The organism is Nocardia sp. NPDC051929 (assembly GCF_044548645.1).
GTDB classification, from domain to species: domain Bacteria; phylum Actinomycetota; class Actinomycetes; order Mycobacteriales; family Mycobacteriaceae; genus Nocardia; species Nocardia sichangensis.
Genome location: NZ_JBIUCG010000021.1, coordinates 55,464 through 75,116, shown reverse-complemented (window position 1 = coordinate 75,116; position 19,653 = coordinate 55,464). Strand labels below are relative to the sequence as shown.

General features: G+C 68.1%; 22 protein-coding genes. 10 read left to right on the top strand and 12 right to left on the bottom strand.

Annotation, left to right across the window (positions count from 1 at the left end):
- Nucleotides 1-193: 193 nt before the first annotated feature.
- On the bottom strand, nt 194-2,092 hold the full coding sequence (gene typA / locus ACIHAX_RS27140) for a translational GTPase TypA (protein WP_355080358.1): 1,899 nt from the start codon (nt 2,090-2,092) through the stop codon (nt 194-196).
- A 230-nt stretch (nt 2,093-2,322) separates the two neighbouring features.
- Here typA and ACIHAX_RS27135 point away from each other — a divergent pair, with 230 nt between their 5' ends.
- Nucleotides 2,323-2,499, top strand: coding sequence for a hypothetical protein (locus tag ACIHAX_RS27135; protein ID WP_356966658.1), 177 nt, complete (start codon nt 2,323-2,325; stop codon nt 2,497-2,499).
- A gap of 52 nt (nt 2,500-2,551) precedes the next feature.
- On the top strand, nt 2,552-2,839 hold the full coding sequence (locus ACIHAX_RS27130) for a 4a-hydroxytetrahydrobiopterin dehydratase (RefSeq protein ID WP_355080355.1): 288 nt from the start codon (nt 2,552-2,554) through the stop codon (nt 2,837-2,839).
- A 245-nt stretch (nt 2,840-3,084) separates the two neighbouring features.
- Here ACIHAX_RS27130 and ACIHAX_RS27125 read toward each other — a convergent pair whose 3' ends face one another.
- On the bottom strand, nt 3,085-4,314 hold the full coding sequence (locus ACIHAX_RS27125) for a mannosyltransferase (protein ID WP_397280292.1): 1,230 nt from the start codon (nt 4,312-4,314) through the stop codon (nt 3,085-3,087).
- A gap of 321 nt (nt 4,315-4,635) precedes the next feature.
- Here ACIHAX_RS27125 and ACIHAX_RS27120 point away from each other — a divergent pair, with 321 nt between their 5' ends.
- A complete protein-coding gene (locus ACIHAX_RS27120; RefSeq protein WP_397280290.1) occupies nt 4,636-5,436 on the top strand; it encodes a hypothetical protein in 801 nt (266 codons plus the stop codon).
- Between the two features lie 129 nt (nt 5,437-5,565).
- On the top strand, nt 5,566-5,943 hold the full coding sequence (locus ACIHAX_RS27115) for a hypothetical protein (protein ID WP_397280288.1): 378 nt from the start codon (nt 5,566-5,568) through the stop codon (nt 5,941-5,943).
- Between the two features lie 75 nt (nt 5,944-6,018).
- Here the strand turns inward: ACIHAX_RS27115 and ACIHAX_RS27110 are convergent, their stop codons facing one another.
- The 3 genes from ACIHAX_RS27110 to ACIHAX_RS27100 all read right to left on the bottom strand — a co-directional run bounded on the left by ACIHAX_RS27110 (nt 6,019) and on the right by ACIHAX_RS27100 (nt 8,868).
- Nucleotides 6,019-6,732, bottom strand: coding sequence for a DUF1906 domain-containing protein (locus ACIHAX_RS27110; RefSeq protein ID WP_355078657.1), 714 nt, complete (start codon nt 6,730-6,732; stop codon nt 6,019-6,021).
- A 176-nt stretch (nt 6,733-6,908) separates the two neighbouring features.
- The gene (locus tag ACIHAX_RS27105; protein WP_397280287.1) at nt 6,909-8,036 is read right to left on the bottom strand and encodes a hypothetical protein; all 1,128 of its coding nucleotides are present in this window, start codon (nt 8,034-8,036) and stop codon (nt 6,909-6,911) included.
- 229 nt (nt 8,037-8,265) lie between these two features.
- On the bottom strand, nt 8,266-8,868 hold the full coding sequence (locus tag ACIHAX_RS27100; RefSeq protein WP_397280285.1) for a CHAP domain-containing protein: 603 nt from the start codon (nt 8,866-8,868) through the stop codon (nt 8,266-8,268).
- Between the two features lie 199 nt (nt 8,869-9,067).
- Between ACIHAX_RS27100 and ACIHAX_RS27095 the strand changes: the two genes are divergently transcribed.
- Genes ACIHAX_RS27095 through ACIHAX_RS27080 form a run of 4 tightly spaced genes read left to right on the top strand, consistent with a single transcriptional unit; the run spans nt 9,068 to nt 12,642 of the window.
- Nucleotides 9,068-9,718, top strand: coding sequence for an ABC transporter permease (locus tag ACIHAX_RS27095; protein ID WP_355078669.1), 651 nt, complete (start codon nt 9,068-9,070; stop codon nt 9,716-9,718).
- Nucleotides 9,711-10,910 (top strand): ATP-binding cassette domain-containing protein, encoded by a 1,200-nt coding sequence (locus tag ACIHAX_RS27090; RefSeq protein WP_364435196.1) that lies wholly within the window; start codon nt 9,711-9,713, stop codon nt 10,908-10,910. The genes ACIHAX_RS27095 and ACIHAX_RS27090 overlap by 8 nt, the downstream gene beginning before the upstream one ends.
- Complete coding sequence (locus ACIHAX_RS27085) at nt 10,907-11,671, top strand: ABC transporter permease subunit (protein WP_364435199.1); 765 nt, start codon at nt 10,907-10,909, stop codon at nt 11,669-11,671. The genes ACIHAX_RS27090 and ACIHAX_RS27085 overlap by 4 nt, the downstream gene beginning before the upstream one ends.
- Entirely contained in the window at nt 11,668-12,642 is a 975-nt protein-coding gene (locus ACIHAX_RS27080; RefSeq protein ID WP_355078652.1) for a glycine betaine ABC transporter substrate-binding protein, read from the top strand. The genes ACIHAX_RS27085 and ACIHAX_RS27080 overlap by 4 nt, the downstream gene beginning before the upstream one ends.
- Before the next feature lie 148 nt (nt 12,643-12,790).
- On the opposite strand, the gene ACIHAX_RS27075 is transcribed toward ACIHAX_RS27080, so the two are convergent.
- Complete coding sequence (locus tag ACIHAX_RS27075; RefSeq protein WP_355078651.1) at nt 12,791-13,432, bottom strand: TIGR03086 family metal-binding protein; 642 nt, start codon at nt 13,430-13,432, stop codon at nt 12,791-12,793.
- 88 nt (nt 13,433-13,520) lie between these two features.
- On the opposite strand from ACIHAX_RS27075, the gene ACIHAX_RS27070 reads away from it, so the two are divergent.
- The gene (locus ACIHAX_RS27070; RefSeq protein WP_397280281.1) at nt 13,521-14,492 is read left to right on the top strand and encodes a helix-turn-helix transcriptional regulator; all 972 of its coding nucleotides are present in this window, start codon (nt 13,521-13,523) and stop codon (nt 14,490-14,492) included.
- Between the two features lie 10 nt (nt 14,493-14,502).
- Here ACIHAX_RS27070 and ACIHAX_RS27065 read toward each other — a convergent pair whose 3' ends face one another.
- Nucleotides 14,503-15,960 (bottom strand): MFS transporter, encoded by a 1,458-nt coding sequence (locus tag ACIHAX_RS27065; RefSeq protein ID WP_364435209.1) that lies wholly within the window; start codon nt 15,958-15,960, stop codon nt 14,503-14,505.
- A gap of 71 nt (nt 15,961-16,031) precedes the next feature.
- Here ACIHAX_RS27065 and ACIHAX_RS27060 point away from each other — a divergent pair, with 71 nt between their 5' ends.
- Nucleotides 16,032-16,514 carry a MarR family winged helix-turn-helix transcriptional regulator gene (locus tag ACIHAX_RS27060; RefSeq protein ID WP_355078648.1) on the top strand — a complete coding sequence of 161 codons (483 nt, stop codon included), beginning with the start codon at nt 16,032-16,034 and terminating at the stop codon, nt 16,512-16,514.
- A gap of 139 nt (nt 16,515-16,653) precedes the next feature.
- Here ACIHAX_RS27060 and ACIHAX_RS27055 read toward each other — a convergent pair whose 3' ends face one another.
- The 5 genes from ACIHAX_RS27055 to ACIHAX_RS27035 form a co-directional block, all read right to left on the bottom strand.
- The gene (locus ACIHAX_RS27055) at nt 16,654-17,238 is read right to left on the bottom strand and encodes an NAD(P)H-dependent oxidoreductase (RefSeq protein WP_355078647.1); all 585 of its coding nucleotides are present in this window, start codon (nt 17,236-17,238) and stop codon (nt 16,654-16,656) included.
- 83 nt (nt 17,239-17,321) lie between these two features.
- Entirely contained in the window at nt 17,322-17,693 is a 372-nt protein-coding gene (locus ACIHAX_RS27050; RefSeq protein ID WP_043729685.1) for a hypothetical protein, read from the bottom strand.
- An 11-nt stretch (nt 17,694-17,704) separates the two neighbouring features.
- Nucleotides 17,705-18,181, bottom strand: a complete 477-nt coding sequence (locus ACIHAX_RS27045) for a roadblock/LC7 domain-containing protein (RefSeq protein WP_355078646.1) — start codon at nt 18,179-18,181, stop codon at nt 17,705-17,707.
- Nucleotides 18,178-19,011 (bottom strand): hypothetical protein, encoded by an 834-nt coding sequence (locus ACIHAX_RS27040; RefSeq protein ID WP_364435216.1) that lies wholly within the window; start codon nt 19,009-19,011, stop codon nt 18,178-18,180. Before ACIHAX_RS27040 ends, ACIHAX_RS27045 begins: the two co-directional genes overlap by 4 nt.
- Complete coding sequence (locus ACIHAX_RS27035) at nt 19,001-19,387, bottom strand: hypothetical protein (RefSeq protein WP_356966682.1); 387 nt, start codon at nt 19,385-19,387, stop codon at nt 19,001-19,003. The genes ACIHAX_RS27040 and ACIHAX_RS27035 overlap by 11 nt, the downstream gene beginning before the upstream one ends.
- Between the last annotated feature and the right edge of the window lie 266 nt (nt 19,388-19,653).

Below are 19,653 nucleotides of genomic sequence, written 5' to 3'. Positions count from 1 at the left end.
GTCTCGAATTTTCTCCCGATTGCCACCATGCCTGGTGATGCGAGGAATTGCGATCACACCCGAGGAGCCCGAGTCGAACGCGAGGCTGGCGGTACACCCGCACGATGCGAGCGCCCGCGACTGCCCGACCAGCGGTTCTGCCCGGTATTCGGTGCCACCCGCGGTGACACCGAATACCGTGGCACACAAGTTGTTACAGCGCCGCGCGGTCGCGCGCCTTGCGCCGGGACAGTTCCCGTGCGCGCTCGTTCTGCCCGAGGACCACCTTGCGCACCCGGACCACCTCCGGGGTGACCTCAACGCACTCGTCGGCGGCGCAGAACTCCATGGCGCCTTCGAGATCCAGCTGCAACGGCTTGGCCAAGGTCTCGATCACGTCGGCGGTGGAGCTGCGCATGTTGGTCAGCTTCTTCTCGCGCGTGACGTTGATGTCCAGATCCTCCGCGCGCGGATTGACGCCGACGACATGCCCCTCGTAGGTGTCCGCGCCCGGCTCCACGAAGAACTGCCCGCGGTCGGCCAGCTGGATCATCGCGAACGGCGTCACCGAGCCCGACCGGTCGGAGACCAGCGAGCCGGTGTGCCTGGCCCGGATCTCGCCCGCCCACGGCGCGTAGCCGTGCGACACAGCGTTGGCGATGCCGGTGCCGCGGGTCTCGGTGAGGAAGTCGGTGCGGAAACCGATCAGGCCACGGGAGGGAACGATGAACTCCATCCGCACCCAGCCCGCGGCGTGGTTGCTCATCTGCACCATCTTGCCCTTGCGGGCGGCCAGCAACTGGGTGATCGCGCCGAGGTACTCCTCGGGGCAGTCGATGGTCAGCTCCTCGTACGGCTCGTGCACCTTGCCGTCGACCTGCTTGGTGACCACCTGCGGCTTGCCGACGGTCAGCTCGAAGCCCTCCCGGCGCATGGTCTCGACCAGGATGGCCAGCGCCAGCTCACCGCGGCCCTGCACCTCCCAGGCGTCCGGGCGCCCGATGTCGAGCACGCGCAGCGACACGTTGCCGACCAGCTCCTGGTCCAGGCGCGCCTTCACCATGCGGGCGGTCAACTTGTGCCCTTGCACCCGGCCGACCAGCGGCGAGGTGTTGGTGCCGATGGTGACCGAGATGGCGGGCTCGTCGACGGTGATGCGCGGCAGCGCGACCGGATCATCGATGTCGGCGAGGGTGTCGCCGATCATGATGTCCGGAATGCCCGCGATGGCGACGATGTCGCCCGCCACCGCCAGCTCGCCCGGCTTGCGCTCCACGCCGACGGTCTGCAGCAGTTCGGTGATCTTCACCTGCTTGACGCCGTCGGCGTGCATCCACGCGACGTTCTGCCCCTTGCGCAGTTCGCCGTTGTGGATGCGGACCAGCGCGAGACGACCCAGGAACGCCGAGGCGTCCAGGTTGGTGACGTGCGCCTGCAGCGGCGCGGACGCATCACCCTTCGGCGCGGGGATGTATTCCAGCAGCACGTCGAACAGCGCGTCCAGATTCTCCGCGGCCGGGGCGTTGCCGTTCTCCGGACGCTCCTTGGACGCCTTGCCCTCACGACCGGAGGCGTACAGCACCGGAAGGTCGAGCGCGAGCTCGGCGGCCTCGGCGGCGGCGTCGTCGAGATCGGAGGCCAGGTCCAGCAGTAGGTCGTGGCTCTCCTCGACGACCTCTTCGATGCGGGCGTCGGGGCGGTCGGTCTTGTTCACGACCAGGATCACCGGCAGCGACGCGGCCAGCGCCTTGCGCAGCACGAACCGGGTCTGCGGCAGCGGCCCCTCGGACGCGTCCACCAGCAGCACCACGCCGTCCACCATGGACAGGCCGCGCTCGACCTCGCCACCGAAGTCGGCGTGGCCGGGGGTGTCGATGACGTTGATCACGGTGACCGAGCCGTCCGGGTGATGCCGGTGCACCGCCGTGTTCTTGGCGAGAATGGTGATGCCCTTCTCGCGTTCCAGGTCGCCGGAGTCCATCACCCGATCGACGGGCTCGGCCCGCTCGGCGAAGGCGCCCGACTGGCGCAGCATGGCGTCGACCAGGGTCGTCTTGCCGTGGTCGACGTGAGCCACGATGGCGACGTTGCGAAAATCGCGTGCAGACGACACGCCTGAATCCTCCTGCTGTTCGGTGTTGGAGCCGACGGTGCTCGGTGTCCGGCGTGCACGGACTCTCCGTGATTACGCAGGCTGCCGCCTCCGGGGCCTGACGCACACGCCGGTCTCCCTGCGAACAGGTGGAGAATCGAAACTCACCAGGCATCGCGGCGAGCTATACCCTACCGGCAGTCGGTTCGAGGCACCGTTTCAGCCTTTGTACTAAGGGTATGCTAACCGCCGTGGGCAAGGTCAAAGCCAAGAAGGTTTCGAGCCTGAAACCGAAGAAGAAGTGCTGTCGGAAGAAGACGCGCTGCGTGAAGTGCCCCGTGGTCATCATGCGGATGAAGAAGTGCGAAGCGGCCGGTGTCACCGGCAAGGATCTGAAGAAGGCACTCAAGCAGGCGCGCGCTGCCTGACCCCCGCCGCCACCCTTTCCGGGGCGGCCCGAGGCGAGTAGTAAGGAGTGTTATGGCGCAGCAGGCACTGCTCTCCGAACCCGAAATCGTAGACGCTCTCACCGAATTGCCGGAGTGGTCCAGGTCAGGGGACAACCTGACGCGCACCGTCGAGGCGGCCACCTTCCCCGCGGGCATCGAACTGGTGCGCCGCGTCGCCGAAGTCGCGGAGGAGGCGAACCATCACCCCGACATCGATATCCGCTGGCGCAAGGTCACATTCAGCTTGTCGACACACTCGGCGGGCGGGCTCACCGCGCTGGATGTAGCACTGGCACATGAAATAGACCGGCTCTGTTGATTTTGCAGCGCCTTCGGCGCTGCGTGTTCGCGGCCCTCTTATGGCTCGCGTCCGAGCGACCGCCGCTGGCGACTGCGTCGCGGAGGCGGCGGCCGCTCGGACGCGAGCCGGGCCGCGAACGGGGCATGCTCGGTCTCGCTTCGCTCGAAACCGGGAGCCGGGCCGCCGTGTCGCGTTCCAGCCAGAAGTTCGAGTCTCCGCTGATCGCCGCTCGACGCTGATCGAAGCAGAGTCGGGCGAGTACCTTATGCGGTGCGCGCGGGGCCCTCGGTGGTTGCGCGCGCTTCTTCGTCCTCGGCCGATCGCGTGTACCTGGCTCCGAAGCGGATCACCCAGAGGTAGAACGCCAGAACGCCGAGCACGTCGACGGCGCCGAGCCAGGCCAGTACGCCCGGGCGCGAGATGGTCCAGATCGAATCCTGGAAGAACGACAGCACCCACGGCACGCCGACGAGCATGGTCACCAGCCAGTACCCGGCGATCACCCGCGCGCCGGGCGCCCGGCGCAGCGGCCCGTACACCACCCAGAGCACCGTCGGCAGCAGCCACACCCAGTGATGCGACCACGAGATCGGCGAGACCATCAGCCCGAACAGTTGCACCACGATCAGCGTGCCGAGCCGGTCGTCCGCGCCGAGCGCGCGCCAAGCCAGGAACGCCAGCACCGCCACGACGAGCACGGCCGCGATCCACCACGGGCCGGACTCGACGTCGTAGCCGAGGATGCGGCTCAGTGTGCCCCGCAGCGACTGGTTCCACACCGACCCCACCGGACCGATCCGGTCGGCGTCACCGAGCAGTGTGCCGAAATACCGACGCGCCTCGACCGGCGCGATCAGGAAACTCAGCCCTACCGTCGCGCCGAAGACCACGGCCGACCACGCCACCGTCGCCCAGCGCTTGCGCGCGACGAAGTACAACCCGGTGATCGCCGGCGTCAGTTTGATGCCCGCGACTATTCCGACCAGTCCACCGGACAGCCACCACCGCGAACTGCGAACCGCGAGCATCCCACCGAGCACCAGGAAGACATTGACCTGGCCGTAGTCCATCGTGGTTCGGACCGGCTCCAGCCACAGCCCGAGCGCGGTCCACCCGACGGTGGCGGCCCGCCACTGCGGCGTGCGCAGCCGCTGCGCCCCGAACAGCAGCTCGAGACTGATGTGCACCACCGCGTACAGCGCCGCGGCGATGGCCAGCAACCAAGCCACCGCGACCAGGGTGAACGGCAGATAGTGCAGCGGGAAGAACACCAATGCCGCGAAAGGCGGATAAGTGAACGGCAACGGGAAGTCCGGAGTCTTCTCCGCATAGGTGAAGTCGTAGAGCTGATCGGTCAACAACGCGGCCGACCCGCCGACGTAGACATGCAGGTCGACGAGGTTCATCCCATTCGGGGACAGCAGCATCCAGAGCAGCCGGGCCAGCACGGACAGGCCCAGCACCGACACGGCCCATCGGAGGTGACGATTCAAATCGCTGGCTTTCGGCTCGGGTGCGGTGCGTCGGTTGGCGCGCCCGAAGTTCGATGTCGAGGCGACAGCGCGGACGGCACCGATTAGATTAGCCGCAGCGCGAATCCGGTCGGTTCCACCCTCGAACCACCGATAACATTTGCATCAACTTTCACATCAGTAACATCTGGGCGCGGTATCTTCTGCTAACACTGATCGTCCACGGCGCTTTCCGGACGCCGCAGCTGTACACATAGCCGCAATGTCCCTAGAGTGACCCCCGAAACGATGGCTTTTAGCAATCGAACCCAGATGTACCCCGAGGTAAGGACGGCCAGACCAGTGCTTCGCACCCGAGGATCGCGGATCGCATTGTCCGCACTCGCCGTCGCGGCGAGTGCCACGCTCGCCGCGCCGACGACAGCAATCGCGGCCCCCGCGACCACCCCCGTGGCGACTACGAACAGCGTTCCCATGGTGCCCGAAGGCGTTCCCGTGGATGCGCTGGCCGCGCTCGCCCCAGCCATCGTCGGCGCCGTCGCGGGCCCCGCGGATATCGCGAGCCCGGCCGGCGTCGCGGGTCCGCAGTCGGCCATCCTCGATCAGGCCCGCAGACTGCTGGCCACTTTGAACCTTCCGCCGCAGATCAAGTCGACGCTGGAACGGATCATCACCTTCCTGGACGGCAGCGGCGGCGGAGGCCCCGAGGTACCGCAGGACGGACCGGTGATCGCCCAGTTCCTCTACCCGAGCATCGGCAAGGGCTGCATCGGCCCGTCCGCCGACTCGGTGGGTACCGCCCTCGCCGTGCCCGGGCCCGCCACGCTGCCGCCACCCGGCCCGCAGGCGGGCCAGACCGGGTTCGTCTTCACCGCGCTCGGCACCAAGGGGCCGACGCCGGTGCAGAACCCGCCGATGACGGTGCAGTGGCTGAACCTCGACACCCGCCAGTCGGGCGTCCTGCCGCTGACCGACGAGGCCAAGATCAACCCGGACGGCCCCGCCACGCTGTCCGCGATCGCCGACACGGGCAACGGCCGCGTCGTCGCGGTCGTCTCCGGCTCGCTGACCACCCAGTCCGGTGACGCGGAGGCGCGGACCTGCTCCTTCCTGCCGACGCTCGGATTCTTCACCGTAGGCTGAGCTTCCGGTCGAGGGCGGCGACTCCATGGGGGTCGTCGCCCTTTCGGCGTTGCGGTGACTCGGCGAATACCTCGTATCGATCTGCCGCGCAGCCACACGAGGTGGCCGGACTGTGGTAGACCGCTATCTATGGCGACCACCGTTTTCTCGAAATCCGCGGACTGTTCGAGACAGCCGGGTCATTCGATCCGGAGCAGGCGCTCGCACCGTTCCATCCTGTCGATCCGCTCGGAGGGTTCCATCCTCTCGATCGGCTCGGCCTACTCGGTCCTGTCCATCGGCAGCGTGGGCTCGGTGCTGTCGATCGGATCCGTGGGATCGTTCGGGTCGGCGATCTCGTCGTTCTCGTTCGCCAGCCTCGGCTCCGCGTTCTCCGGCCTGTCCCGGTGGTCGCTGCTGTCCTGGCTCGGCGATCACGAGGCTCCGGACAGCCACCCCTCCCTGCGGGTCGTTCCGGACGACGAGCCCGATCTGCGCGTCACCCCGATAAGCCACTGCCAGACGTAATATTCGGCAGCTGCTCGGTCTCACTTCGCTCGAAAAGCGGGGTGGAGGCGAGCAGGCACGTACCGCGGCAGCTGCTCACCACTGCCCGTATTCGGGCGTGAGCACGTTGTTCACATCGATCCCCACACCGTCGATGGATTGCTTGTCGATCTCGACCTGGTGCAGGTTGGCGGCGGGGTGCACGAAGCCCTTGGGTGTGCCCCAGTTGTGCTGCCAGTACCAGGAACCCAGGCTCGCGGTGCGGGCCAGCTCGATGGTCGGGGTGTTCGCGTAGACGCCGGTGTTCTCCGTGCCGAGCACTGCCTGCCAGCCCAGTAGGTACGGCGCGATCATGGTGGCGAAGTCGACCGGGGAGGGGTTGTCGTCGATGGACGCGTAGATGGGCACGTTGTCCGGGCCACCGGCGGCGCGGTGCAACGCGAGCCCGCGCTCGGCGTGCCGCTTGCCCGCCTCCAGCCCGCCACGCCAGTCCGCGGTCGGTCCCTTGCCGAATTGGTAGCACGAGACGATCTGCAGACCAGCCGCTTTGAGATCGTCGACTTCGGGGGATCGCAGCGGTTTGCCCGCCATCCACTCGGCGCCGGGCCTGCGATCGGACACGTAGCGGATCACGCCGATATGTCCGGCGTCGCGGATCGCCGCAGCGGAGGGAACGCCTCCGGCGTAATCGATGAGGGTGCCCAGCGCTGGTCGCGCGGACGCGGGAGCTGCCGCGGCGGTCATGCCGACGACGGCCGCGGCGGCCGTGTAGGCGAACAGATCACGCCGGGATACCGAATTGGAACGCATCGTCGACTCCTTCGCGCAACCCGACATGGATGGCAGCGTGCCCGGCGCACCTTCCCCAATCCACCGCGCGCCGGGAGCCTCGAACGTGAACTCATTTCACCATATTCACACTGGAACCGCTAGACCCAGGAGAATCACGTTTCACATTCGCCACATACGCTCGACGACGCGACCGGTCACACAATGCCGTCGATGCGCGCGGCGACATCGATGGCGCGCATCGCTGGATCGGCCAGTTCTTTGCGGATCACCGCCGCCACCTGCGCCACGACCTGCTTCTTTATCCCGGCGAGCGCACCGAGCGCGGCCGCGCGGGCGCCCTGCGCGGTGAATTCCATCCGAATGTCGGCCGGGTCGGGCGGCGGCACGTCGATCACCACCCGCAAGGGGTCGGCAGCGCGGGCGGTGAGTACCAAAGGCACCTCGACGTCAGCGCGATAGCGATTGGCTTTCAACACGTCGACCGTGATGTCCAGGCTCACCGGCAGGGTCAGATCGAAGGCGACCGGCTCCGTCGACCGGTCCGTCAGCCGCGGCATCCGTACCGTTCCCCGAACAGTCACGACGGCGCTCGCGCGCGGTCCGGTCCGCAGCGGACCGACCTCGATCAGCCTGCCCGCCAGCCGTTCCACCACGTCCCACACTCGCTCGCGCGTCACGATGCGGGAGAAGAACCGATGCCCGAACTCGTCGTAGCCGATCCAATCGAACGCGAGCTCGTCCCGATACGGCGAACGCTTGCCCGCGACCATGGCCTCGAGGTCGAACACCAGCCCCCTGCGGGTCTGCGGGTCGGCAAGCATGGCGTTCACCCGGGAGGCGACCTCTCGCTGCACCACGCCCGCGATCGGGTCGAGCAACCATTCCCACGCCGAATCCACCGCCTGGGCGCGCAAGACGAAACTGATGTCCCGCTGGGTGATCGGTGGGATATCGATGACGACGAGCACGGGTTCGGCGGTGCGGGCGTGCAGGGTCAGATCGATCTCCACCCTGGCCTCCAGCCGCAGTTTCCGGCCGCCGAGCAGCACCTTCAAGGTGAGCGTCACCGGAACGGTGACGTCGAAGGTGACCTTCGGGCCGCTGCGCAGTACGCGCGGGGCGCCGACCTTCCCCTCGGCGACGAATCCGGCGAGCCCGGCCGGGCCGATCGAGACCGGGCCGATGGTCATGCCGCGGCCCGCCATGCCGGAGACCGCGGACTCGATACGAGCGGCGTTCACGGCGTGCGTGACGAAACGCTCGCCGAACTCGGCGTAGTCGATCCAGCCGGGCGCACTACTCGGTTCGTCGGTCGGATGCATCGCTAGTTCCGCAACCCTCACCTCTCGATGGACACCCGACACGGTACGCGACCGATCTCGTCCCACCCCGGAACGCACTGCGGCCCGAGATCCCCGTCCTGCCGATGAGGGGGAAGCAGGGCGGGGACCGGCGGCGGCGCTGCCGGGCGCCGCCACCTCCCATCGTAGGACTATCCGGCACCCCGTTTCACCCGCATATCGGTCGAATCCCGTTCGACGGAAGTGATCTTCACAATCGGCCGAACCCGACCACCCCGGTTATGTCGCCCAGCACGAACCGGTGGATGCGCACCGCGCCGTACTCGTTACCGCCGATCGTGGTCACCTGGCCGCCCTCGACTCGCAGGACGATGTTCGTGTGCTGTCCGAACGGACTGGGCTCTCCGTACAGCAGCACGTCACCGGTCCGCGGTCGATAGTTCGAGCCGCTCGGGACGAACCGGCCGATGCTCTCGTAATACTCCTGCAAGGTATAGACGCCGGGAATCCGCCACGAACCCGAATTCGGGTTGGCCAGCGGCACACCGGCCTCGCGCAGCACCCAGCTGACGAAATCGGCGCACCACGCCTCCTCGGCTCCTTCCGCGTATTTCGTACCCGCACCGGGATCGGCGAACTCGCGCTCGGCGACCGCGACGATTCCGGCCTGGGCCGCGTCGAGTGCCGAACGGTCCAGCGCGGGGAACTCGGTGAGGCGCTCGCCCGCGATCGCCCGGTGGTCCGTACGGTCCTGCCACCAGAGACCACCGGCGATCCCGGCGGCGACCACGCCGAGCACCACCAGTGCGAGCGCGACCCACCGCCCCGATCGCGATCCCCGTTGTTGTGTCATTCGCTCCCCCGATTCGTTCGTGTGACGTTGTTGTCGAGCTTATGGAATTCGACGCGCGAGCACGCCGAACGGTTCCACGCGCCGTCCGCCTGGTTTCGGCGACCGAGCGGAGGGGCAACCCGGTGGAGCCGAAATCATGGACGGCACCTGGAAAACCGCGCTAGTCTCCGGAGAGACCAGCCGATGGGGAGGTACGGCCCTGGACACGCTGTGGACATTCATCGTGCACCGGCGGCACCAGTTGCTGGTCGACTCCTACCTGCACGTCTCGGCCGTGGTGCAATCGGTGCTGCTGGCGACGGTGGTCTCGGTTCTGATCGGAATCCTGGTCTACCGCAGCCCGTTCGGCTCGTCGATCGCCTCCGCGCTGGCGGGCGCGGTGCTCACCGTTCCGTCGTTCGCGCTGCTCGGCCTGCTGATCCCGGTGCTCGGTCTCGGTGTCGCACCGACGATCACCGCGCTCGTGGTGTACGCGCTGCTGCCGATCATGCGCAACACCATCATCGGACTCGCCTCGGTGGATCCGGCCGTGACCGACGCCGCCCGCGGCGTCGGGATGAACCGGCTGCGGGTGCTCGCCCGGATCGAACTGCCGCTGGCGTGGCCCGCGATTCTGGCCGGTATGCGGGTGAGCACCCAGCTGATCATGGGGATTCTCGCCCTCGCGGCATACGCCAAGGGCCCCGGACTCGGGAACCTGATCTTCTCCGGACTCGCGCGCCTGGGCAGCCCGAACGCGGTGCCACAGGCGCTGGTCGGCACGATCCTCGTCGTCGTCCTCGCACTCGTCCTCGACGGGATCTACGTCCTGGTCGGGCGGCTCACCACTTCCAGGGGAATTCGTGACTGAAACCGAAACCAGCGACGGCCGCGCGGCATCCGTCGTCTCCGGCGTCGAGATCGTGCTGCACGCGGTAACCAAACACTATCCGGGACAGCGTGATCCGGCTGTGGACAGCGTCTCGCTGACCATCCCGGCCGGCGAGATCGTGGTCCTGGTCGGGCCGTCCGGCTGTGGCAAGACCACCACCATGCGAATGATCAACCGGCTGATCGAACCCACCTCCGGAACCATCACGATCGACGGCCGCGACGCGGCCACGATCCAGCCCGACCGGTTGCGCCGCGGCATCGGCTATTCGATCCAGCAGGCGGGACTGTTCCCGCACCTGACCGTCGCGAAGAACGTCGCGACCGTACCGGGCCTGATCGGCTGGGACCGGCGGCGCGTCGCGGCACGGGTCGACGAGATGCTCGAGCTGGTCGGTCTCGATCCAGGCACCTTCCGCGACCGCTATCCCCGCCAGCTGTCCGGCGGCCAGCAGCAGCGCGTCGGCGTGGCCAGGGCATTGGCGGCAGACCCGCCCGTGCTGCTGATGGACGAGCCGTTCGGCGCGGTCGATCCGATCACCCGGGGATTGCTGCAGGACGAGTTGCTGCGGCTGCAAGGCGAACTCGGCAAGACGATCGTGTTCGTCACCCACGATTTCACCGAGGCGGTCAAGCTCGGCGACCGCATCGCCGTGCTCGGCGACCGGTCCAGGATCCTGCAATACGACACACCCGCGGCGATCCTGGCCGACCCGGCCGACGAGACGGTCGCCGGTTTCGTCGGCGCGGACGCCTCGCTCAAACAGCTCACCCTGACCCGGGTCGGGGATGTCGAACTCGGCGACTGCCCCACCGCCACCGAACAGGACACCGTCGACGAGTTGCGCGCCGCGCTCGCGGACCGCGACTGGCCGTGGGCGCTGGTACTGGACGGTCATGGCAAGCCACGCCGCTGGGTCTCGGCCGAACAACTGGCCCACGCCGATTCGCTGCGCGATCTGGGAACGCCGGTGCCGGAGACGCTGGCGCTGAAATCGACGCTGCAGGACGCGCTCGAAGCCCTGCTCACCCATCAGAGCGCGACCGCGGTGGTGACCGGCGCGCGCGGCGAGTACGCCGGGCTGATCACCATCGACACCCTGGTCGGCCACCTGTCGGCCCTGCGCGCCGAGCACGGAGCCGGGCGTTCCGCGACGGACGGCGCACCATGACCACCGCCACCGCGTCACCCGCCACCCAGCGCAGGGCCGAGCGCATCCGGTTGGTCGTGCAGCCGGTGGTCGTGCTCGTGCTCACCGCGGGCGTGCTGGTGTGGGCGTTCGCCCGCGACCTGACCGTCACCCAGCAAGCGAGCCTGAACGCGGGCAACGTCGCGACCGTCACCTGGCAGCACGTGCGGATCACCGCGACCGTGGTGCTGATCGTCGTCGCGGTGGCCGTCCCGCTCGGAACCCTGCTCACGCGACCGGGATTCCGGCGGCTCACACCCGTTTTCGTCGGTATCGCGAATATCGGCGCGGCCGCACCGGCCATCGGCCTGATCGTGCTGTTCTACCTGGCCACCCGCACCACCGGCTTCTGGATCGGCGTGGCGCCGATCGCGTTCTATTCGCTGCTTCCGGTGCTGCGCAACACCATTCTGGGCTATGAGCAGGTGGACCGGACGCTCATCGATGCGGGGCGCGGCCAGGGCATGTCGGCCGTGACGGTGTTGCGGCGCATCGAATTCCCGCTCGCGGTGCCCTACATCCTGGCCGGGCTGCGCACTTCGCTGGTGCTCGCGGTCGGCACCGCGACGCTGTCGTTCCTGGTGAGCGCGGGCGGGCTCGGCATTCTGATCGACACCGGCTACAAGCTGCGCGACAACGTCACCCTGGTGGTCGGCGCGGTGCTCGCGGTGGCGCTGGCCCTGCTGGTGGACTGGCTCGGCGCGCTCGCCGAAGCGTTTCTCGGGCCGAAGGGGCTGAAATGATCCGGGCGTGGCGCGCGCTGACCCTCGGCCTGGGCTTGACGTTGCTGGCCGCCTGCGGGCTGCAATCCGGCGGCGCGGTGCCGCTTCGAGTCGGCCCCGGCAGCATCCGGCCCGTGCCCGAACTGGAGGGTGTGCAGGTCACGGTGGGTTCCAAAGACTTCACGGAGCAGAACATCCTCGGCTATCTGATCGAGTTCGCTCTCTCGGCGGCGGGCGCCGAGGTGCGCGACCTGACCAACATCCAGGGCTCCAACAGCGTGCGCGATGCCCAATTGCACGGGCAGATCGACCTCGCCTACGACTACACCGGAACGGGCTGGATCAACTATCTCGGCAACGAGACACCGGTGCCGGACGAGATCGGCCAGTTCCAGGCGGTGCGCGACGCCGACCTCGCCGCGCACGGCATGCTCTGGACGGCGCTCGCGCCGATGAACAACACCTACGCGCTGGTCATGAGCGCCCGCACCGCCCAGGAGACCGGTGTGCGCACGCTGTCGGACTACGCCAGACTGGCGGCCGCCGATCCGGCCGCCGCGGCGATCTGCGTCGGCACCGAGTTCAACGTCCGCCAGGACGGATTTCCCGGCCTGGCCCGCAAGTACGAGATCGACGCGAGCAAGGTCCGCAAGCAGATCGTGCAGGACGCCGTGGTCTACCAGGCGACCGCCGACGGCAGGCAGTGCCGCTTCGGCTCGGTCGCGGCCACCGACGGACGCATCCCAGCGCTGAATCTCATTCTGCTGCAAGATGATCGCGGCTTCTTCCCGAAGTACAACGCGGCGCTGGTGATGCGCCGGAGTTTCGCCGAGGCGCATCCGCAGGTGGACACGATCCTGACGCCGATCTCGCAGCGCCTCACCAACGAGGCCATCACCGAACTCAACCGTCAGGTCGACGTGGACGGACGCGAGCCCGCGGAGGTGGCCAGGGACTGGATGGTCACCCAGGGATTCGTCACCGCGCGCTGATTTCCGTCGCGTGGAGAGCGACGCCTCCGAACAGCTGATCGGAGGAAACCGCTGTCCCTGAGGCGTTTGGAGGCCGCATCGCTGGATCAGGCTCCGGTACGCCGTCCGCTGGGCTCACCAGGTGAACCCAGCGTCCTGCCAGGCAGGTTCAGCGCGGATCGCGGCCCAAGTAGCGCAAGAGCTCTCCGAGAGCGCCGTCGGCCGGACCGTCGACGATCGCGGCGAAAGCACCCCACTGACGCAGCGGCTCGATGATCTCGGCCGTCTCGCCGCTGCCGGGCGCAGGGTGAGCGGCCCGCGCGGCGATGAGCAGGGCGGCGGCGAGTTCGTCGGTCAACGGCGACGGCTGGCCGGTCGCGATCGCGATGTCCCAGGCGTGCACCCCGGCATCCAGCGCGCACATGACCGCGGCCACCGGAGTGGCGAGCGCGCCGTGCGGCAGCGGCGTCGGCACGGTCTCGGTGGCGTCGTCGACCGTGGTCCAGGCGAAGGCGGTCTGCTCGACCGCCGCACGCACCGCGTCCCCGGGGGAGCCGTCGATCGTGCCGGAAGGCGCGAACGGGTTGTAGGCCGGACCCTCTCCGATGCCGAGGGCCTGGGCGTAGGCCAGCTGGTCACCGACGGCGTGCTGCAGCACCTGCGTCACATCCCAATCCGAGCACGGGGTGGGCAGGTGCCACTGATCCGCTCGCACACCGGCGACGACGCTCTCCAGCGCGCGGTAGGAATCGGCGAGCACGTCCCGCCAAACGGGGAGCAGAGTCGCGGCGGCGGTGGCGGTGGCGTTCATGTCGGAGCCTTTCGGTCGTTCTCGCTGATGACACAAGCCTATTCGGCAATTAGGCTACTTTTGTTCCTAATCAGCGAGGAGGGCGAAAGTGGCATCGACCACACCGCGTCTGCTGCGATTGCTGGCCCTGCTACAGGACCGTGCGTACACCGGCCGGGAGCTGGCCGAGCGCCTCGGCGTCACCGATCGCACACTGCGGCAGGACATTCAGCGGCTGCGCGAACTGGGCTACCCGGTGCATGCCGGACGCGGCGCGGTCGGCGGCTACCGGCTCGGCCGCGGCGCGACCATGCCTCCCCTACTGCTGGACGACGACGAAGCGGTGGCCGTGGCGGTCGCGGTCGGCCTCGCCGAGGACGGCTCCACCGGCATCGCGGACATCGCCGAGCACGTCACGAAGGCACTGGGCAAACTGGATCAGATCCTGCCCAAACGATTGCAGCGCAAGGTATCCGCACTGCGGGATGCGACGGCCATCGGCCCGGCCACGACGGGGTCGCGCGAGCCGGACGCACCGGTTCCCGCCGCCGTGCTCACCACCCTCGCAGGCGCCATTCGCGACGGAGCGACGGTCCGGATCGCCGAAGCCGGGGCCGCGTCGTCCGTCGAGATCGAGCCGTACCGGCTGATCAACTGGCAACGCCGCTGGTACCTGGTCGCCTACAGCCTGGAAGACCACTCCTGGCGAGCGATACCGGTCGCCCGCGTGCTGCGCGCGGAGACGAGTTCGCGTCGTTTCGCCGCGCGTTCGCTTCCCGACGACGACCTGGTCGCCTTCGTCATGCGCCACATCGCCACCACCGGGTGGCGGGTGCAGGCCCGGGTGACCGTGCTCGCGCCCGCCGAGACCGTCATCGCCAGGATCAATCCCGCCGTCGGCGTGGTCGAGCCGGTGGACGCGGACACCTGCGTGCTCTACACGGGCGCGGACGCGCTGGAGACGATCGCCATCTACCTGTCCATGCTGATGATGGACTTCCGCGTCGACGGCCCGCCGGAACTCGTCGCCCATATCCGCACCCTGGGCCGCCGGTACACCGAGGCCGTCGCGAACGCTTGAATCCCAGGCGTCAGGAATGCCCGGTGGTGGTCGCCGCGTCGGCGGTCTTCCGCATCGGGATCACGGCGGTCAGACCGATCGCGACCAGCGCCGCGGCCATCGCGATGAGGAAGGTGGTGTGAAAACCGTCGCGCGAGGGCAGCAGGTGCGGGCCGAGCCGCATGGTCATGTGCGCCAGCACCACGCTCATCACCGCGGCCGAGGTCGAGGTGCCGATCGAGCGCATCAGCGAGTTGAGGCCGTTGGCCGCGCCGGTCTCGGTGATCGGCACCGCGCCCATGATCAGCGCGGGCATCGCCGCGTACGCCAGGCCGACGCCGCCCGCGACGATCACCGCGGCGAGCATGATCTCCCAGACGCTGTTCATCAGTACCACCGCGCACAGATAGCCGACCGCGATCACCGCGGAGCCGAGCGCGAGGGTGACCTTGGGCCCGCGGCTGGCCGACAGCCGCGCCGACACCGGTGACAGCAGCATCATCACGAAGCCGGTGGGGGCCAGCGCCAACCCGGCGGTGATCATGGACAGCCCGAAGCCGTATCCGGTCTGCTCCGGCGCCATCAGCAGCTGCGGGAAGGTCAGCGACATGCCGTAGAGCGCGAATCCGACGGCGATCGAGGCCGCGTTGGTGAACAGCACCCTCGGCCGCGCCGAGACCCGCAGGTCCACCAGCGGTGAACGCTGCCGCAGTTCGAAAGCGCCCCAGCCGAGGAACACCACCACCGACACCGCGAACAGGGTCAGGATCCGCGCGCTGGCCCAACCCCAGTCCGCGCCCTTCGTGATCGCGACGAGCAGCGCGAGCAGCGCTACCGACAAACCGACGGCGCCGCCGAAGTCGAACCGGGCGGGCGTGCGCACCGGCGACTCCGCGACGAACACGAAAACCAGGACGGCGCACACGACGCCGAGCGCGGCGGAGGTCCAGAACAGCACGTGCCAGTCGGCGTTCTGCGCGATGGCCGCCGCGACCGGCAGGCCGATCGCGCCGCCCACGCCGAGCGTGGCGCTCATGATCGCCATCGCCGAACCCACCCGCTCGGCAGGCAATTCGTCGCGCATGATGCTGATGCCGAGCGGGATGGCGCCGACCGCCGCGCCTTGCAGCGAGCGACCGACGATCTCGGGCACCAGGGTGGAGAAGGACGCGCAGACCACCGAACCGGCGATCAGCAGAAGAAGATTCGCGAACAAGACGCGCCGCTTGCCGAACATATCGCCCAGACGGCCGCTGATCGGGGTCGCCACCGCGCCGGCCAGCAGCGTGGCCGTCACGACCCAGGAGGCGTTGGACGCGGAGGTGTGCAACAGCGTGGGCAGCGACGGAATGATCGGGATGACCAGCGTCTGCATGAGGGAGACGACGACACCGACCATGCCGAGCGTCGCGATGAGCAGTGCCGACGAGGGACGGGGCCGGTCGCCGGATTCAGAGACGCTCGAGGACGCGTCGGCAGCTACAGTCACATTTGCACGGTACATATGGTGTGTATGCTGCACAATTTGGAAAGTACGTGATCCTCGCGACATAGTGTGGTATGTCCGAATCCGGCCCCGGCGACAACGCAGCGCTGTACCGCCTCGTCTTCGAGCTGTCACTGCTGTCAAGGCACTTCCCCGCCGCGGTGCTCCGGCGTCCCGGCTTCCAGCTCGACCGCTCGGCGTACCTGATCCTGACCAGACTGGAACTGGACCATCCGCTGAGCCTGCGTGAGCTGTCCGAAGCGTTTCAACTGGACGTTTCGACGATCAACCGGCAGGTCGGAGCCATGCGCAAGCAAGGGTTGGTCGACCGGGTGCCCGACCCCGACGGCGGCATCGCCCGCAAGATCCGCGCCAGCGCCAAGGGACTCGATCTTTTGGCCTCCGACCGAAAGCAGAGCCGTCAAGGCATCGGCGCGGTGGTTGCCGAGTGGACCGAGGCCGACATCGACCAGTTCAGCAGGTTCATCGCGCGTTTCAACCAGTCGGTCGAGGACAAGGAGGACAACCCCTGGCCGCGCCCAGCCGGGCTGGAGTGACGCACGATCGGCCGGGACCCGGGCTGCCCGCCGCACGGCTACGCACCTCCGATCGAACCGGATGTCCGCCATTTGCCCTTGCCCCAGGGACCACGGCGTCAGGCTCCGCGGTCCCGACCTTGGGCGAGTGGAAGAAGCGTCATGCGGTGTAGGGATGGTCGGCGCGGGCCGACCGCAGCGCGCGGCCCCACCAGACCAGCTGGCCGAGCAGTTGATCGGCCGCGGCCACCGGCATTTCCGGATCCGTCGGCTGCCCCGCGGCATCGAACCGCCCGCCCGCGTCGTGGAAGCTCACCGTATCGCGCACGGTGACCGCATGCAGCTCGGCGAACACCTGCCGGAGGTGCTCCACCGCGCGTAAGCCACCGGAGATGCCGCCGTAGGACACGAATCCCACCGGCTTGGCCCGCCATTCGGTGTAATGCCAGTCGATGGCGTTCTTGACCGACGCCGGATAACTGTGGTTGTACTCGGGTGTCACGACGACGAACCCGTCCGCCGCGGCCAGGCGGGGGCCGACCGCTGCCAGCGCCCGCGCCGCCTCGGGTTCGGGGTGATGGGAAAGCCGTTCCGGCAGAGGCGTTTCGGCCAGGTCGACAACGTCGACGTCGACGTCGTCGCGCCGCTCGGCGTGAGCGGCGAACCACTTGGCGACGGTCGGCCCGAAGCGGCCCGCTCGAGTGCTGCCGACGATCAGGGCGAGCTGGATCGGATGGTCGGACATGGTGGATTCCCTTCGACGTGTTCGGTGTCCAGAACAGCGTCGAACCTGAACAACAGTTCAGGTCAAATCGGCTCGATCGCCGATCAGACCTCCAGATCCTCTTCGATCCCCCGCAGGCGGTGCCGGGCCATCGCCAGATTCGCCCGTCCCCGGTCCAGGGCGAGGTAGAGGAACAGGCCCTTGGACTTGCGGCCGGTCATCGGCCGGATGATGTGATATTGCCCGGACAGCGTGATGAGGATGTCCTCGATGTCCTCTTTGAGCCCCAGCTGGTCCATGGTGCGCAGCTTGGCGCGCACCACCTCGGTGTTGCCCGCACCCGCGATCTGGAGGTCCAGGGACTTGGAGCTGCCGAGCATGCCCAGCGCCATGCCGCTGTTGTAGTCGACGACGGCGGCGCCGATCGCGCCGTCGATCACCATCATGTCTTTGAGGGCCAGATCCATATTGGACATATGCTTTCCTTTCAGTGGGTTTTCGTTGCTTGTTCGCTTCCCGCGTCGGTGGTCACCGACGTCAGCAAGTCGGCGATCGCGCGGGCCGCCGGACGGGATTCCAGATGCAGCCTGCCGATGTTCACCTCGGGGGCGGCCAAAACGGTCAGCGACGTCCAGCCCGCCGCGTAGATGACCACGTGCCCTCCGGTGCCGTGGACCACGACCTCGCTGAACCCGCCGCCGTGCGCGGTGGTGGCGAGCCGGTGGGACAGCGACAGCTGCGAGGCGGCCATGGCGGCCATCCCGTTCGGCTCGATCTGCGCAGGCAGATCATGGGCGACCAACAGTCCGTCGTTGGACGCGACCAGCGCGCCGGTCAGTCGCGGAACTCGATTGCGCAGCGCTTTCAACTCCGTGAGCACCGCCGCGTTCGGTTCGGGTCCGGACATCGCCACCTTGGTCAACCTTCCCATCCAATCGCCGAGCAGTTTCTTCCGCGTGGTCACGCGAGCTCCTCCAAAGCCGCTTGCAGGCGGACGAGCAGGTCCCGGTCGGGCGGCTCCAACCGATCGGCGACCGGGACCGGTGGCGCCGAGTGCCTGCCACGGCGGCGGGGAAGCCGGCCCGGCTCGGCGAGCACAGGCGCGACCGCTACGGACTCGGGGCGCACCGGCTCGAGCCCGACCGGCCCGGCGGCCACCGGGACCGGCGTCGCGAGGGGCGGCTCGATCAAGCCCGCCGCGGTCAGATCCCGCACCGCCACCAGACATCCGTAGGTGGTACGGCCGAGTTCGCGACCGATCTCCGCGACGCTGCGCCTGCCATCCGCGGCGGCCAGCACCTCCGCCTGCCCTCCGGTGAGCACCAAACGCCGTCGCCGCACTCGGCGGACCGGCACGACCGGGACGCGATCGACCAGGTCGGCGGGCCACGGCCCGGACTCGGGATCGCCGCGCCGCGCGCACTCCTGCACGAGAGCACGGGGCGTGATGTGACAGACGGGGGCCAGCCAGTGCGGTGGGGCCGGGCGGAACTCCGGGACGGCGGGCGAGGCCAGCAAGAAATAGGCGGCGTCGAAGACCGAGAGCATCGCGAGGGTTTCCAGCCGTGGCCGTCCCAGCACACGGCCGGGATCGCCCGCATCGGCGCGCCGCCAGTCCTCGGCGGTCGCCACGCCCGCTTCGACGACCAGCCGGTCCAGCCCGGTGGTGCGACGACAGTCGGCGGAAACGATCGCGCCTTCGGCGAGATGGAAAGCACCGTCGGCCGCGTGCAGCACCCCCGTACGTCCTTCCTGCTCCAACCGCCGCAATTCGACCGCGAGTTCAGGACTCATGCGCGTCCTCGGCCAATTCGTCGAGAATTCCGTGCAGTTGGTATCGCGCCATCGCGAGATTTCCGGCGTCCTCGTCGAACAGCACGTGCACGAAAAGCCGTCCGTCGAAGTCGCCGTTCACCAGGTTCAACAGGTGATATCCGCGGGTGCCGTAGACGATGATCTCGGTGACGTCGTCGCCGTCGGTCGACAAAGCCGGACAGGCGAGCACCGCGCGCACCACATCCGTTGTGGCAGCGGCATCTTCGTGCTCGTCCACCAGGTCGTGCCTGCCGTCGGCGGCGATCGCCAGACCGCTCGCACCGTCCACCAGCGTCACGCTGCGCGCACCGGGAATATCCATGATGCGTTTCAGACAACCGTCGATTCCGATCACGCGCCACCACTTGTCATGTGAGGGGGTTTACGGGTTCCAGACGCTACACACGGGCACCGCGCGATGTACAGCAAATCGGTGAGAAATTTCCGGTAAAAAACGTCGTCCCTGGAAACGCGCGATAAATACCTTTCGGTATCAAATACCTATTGGTATTCATACCCTTCGGTTTTCGTTTTCCGACACGCCGACCCGGCCACAATAAATCCTCGATACGGCCGCTCGACGGCCCCCGTGCCACTTTCCCGGCACGCCTGCGTCCGCGC

What these genes read in the sequence shown, in the direction of transcription:
- ACIHAX_RS27130 (WP_355080355.1), top strand. Translation starts at nt 2,552, where the DNA reads ATGGCGCAGCAGGCACTGCTCTCCGAACCCGAAATCGTAGACGCTCTC.
- ACIHAX_RS27115 (WP_397280288.1), top strand. Translation starts at nt 5,566, where the DNA reads ATGGCGACCACCGTTTTCTCGAAATCCGCGGACTGTTCGAGACAGCCG.
- ACIHAX_RS27110 (WP_355078657.1), bottom strand. Translation starts at nt 6,732, where the DNA reads ATGCGTTCCAATTCGGTATCCCGGCGTGATCTGTTCGCCTACACGGCC.
- ACIHAX_RS27105 (WP_397280287.1), bottom strand. Translation starts at nt 8,036, where the DNA reads ATGCATCCGACCGACGAACCGAGTAGTGCGCCCGGCTGGATCGACTAC.
- ACIHAX_RS27100 (WP_397280285.1), bottom strand. Translation starts at nt 8,868, where the DNA reads ATGACACAACAACGGGGATCGCGATCGGGGCGGTGGGTCGCGCTCGCA.
- ACIHAX_RS27085 (WP_364435199.1), top strand. Translation starts at nt 10,907, where the DNA reads ATGACCACCGCCACCGCGTCACCCGCCACCCAGCGCAGGGCCGAGCGC.
- ACIHAX_RS27080 (WP_355078652.1), top strand. Translation starts at nt 11,668, where the DNA reads ATGATCCGGGCGTGGCGCGCGCTGACCCTCGGCCTGGGCTTGACGTTG.
- ACIHAX_RS27075 (WP_355078651.1), bottom strand. Translation starts at nt 13,432, where the DNA reads ATGAACGCCACCGCCACCGCCGCCGCGACTCTGCTCCCCGTTTGGCGG.
- ACIHAX_RS27060 (WP_355078648.1), top strand. Translation starts at nt 16,032, where the DNA reads ATGTCCGAATCCGGCCCCGGCGACAACGCAGCGCTGTACCGCCTCGTC.
- ACIHAX_RS27055 (WP_355078647.1), bottom strand. Translation starts at nt 17,238, where the DNA reads ATGTCCGACCATCCGATCCAGCTCGCCCTGATCGTCGGCAGCACTCGA.
- ACIHAX_RS27050 (WP_043729685.1), bottom strand. Translation starts at nt 17,693, where the DNA reads ATGTCCAATATGGATCTGGCCCTCAAAGACATGATGGTGATCGACGGC.
- ACIHAX_RS27040 (WP_364435216.1), bottom strand. Translation starts at nt 19,011, where the DNA reads ATGAGTCCTGAACTCGCGGTCGAATTGCGGCGGTTGGAGCAGGAAGGA.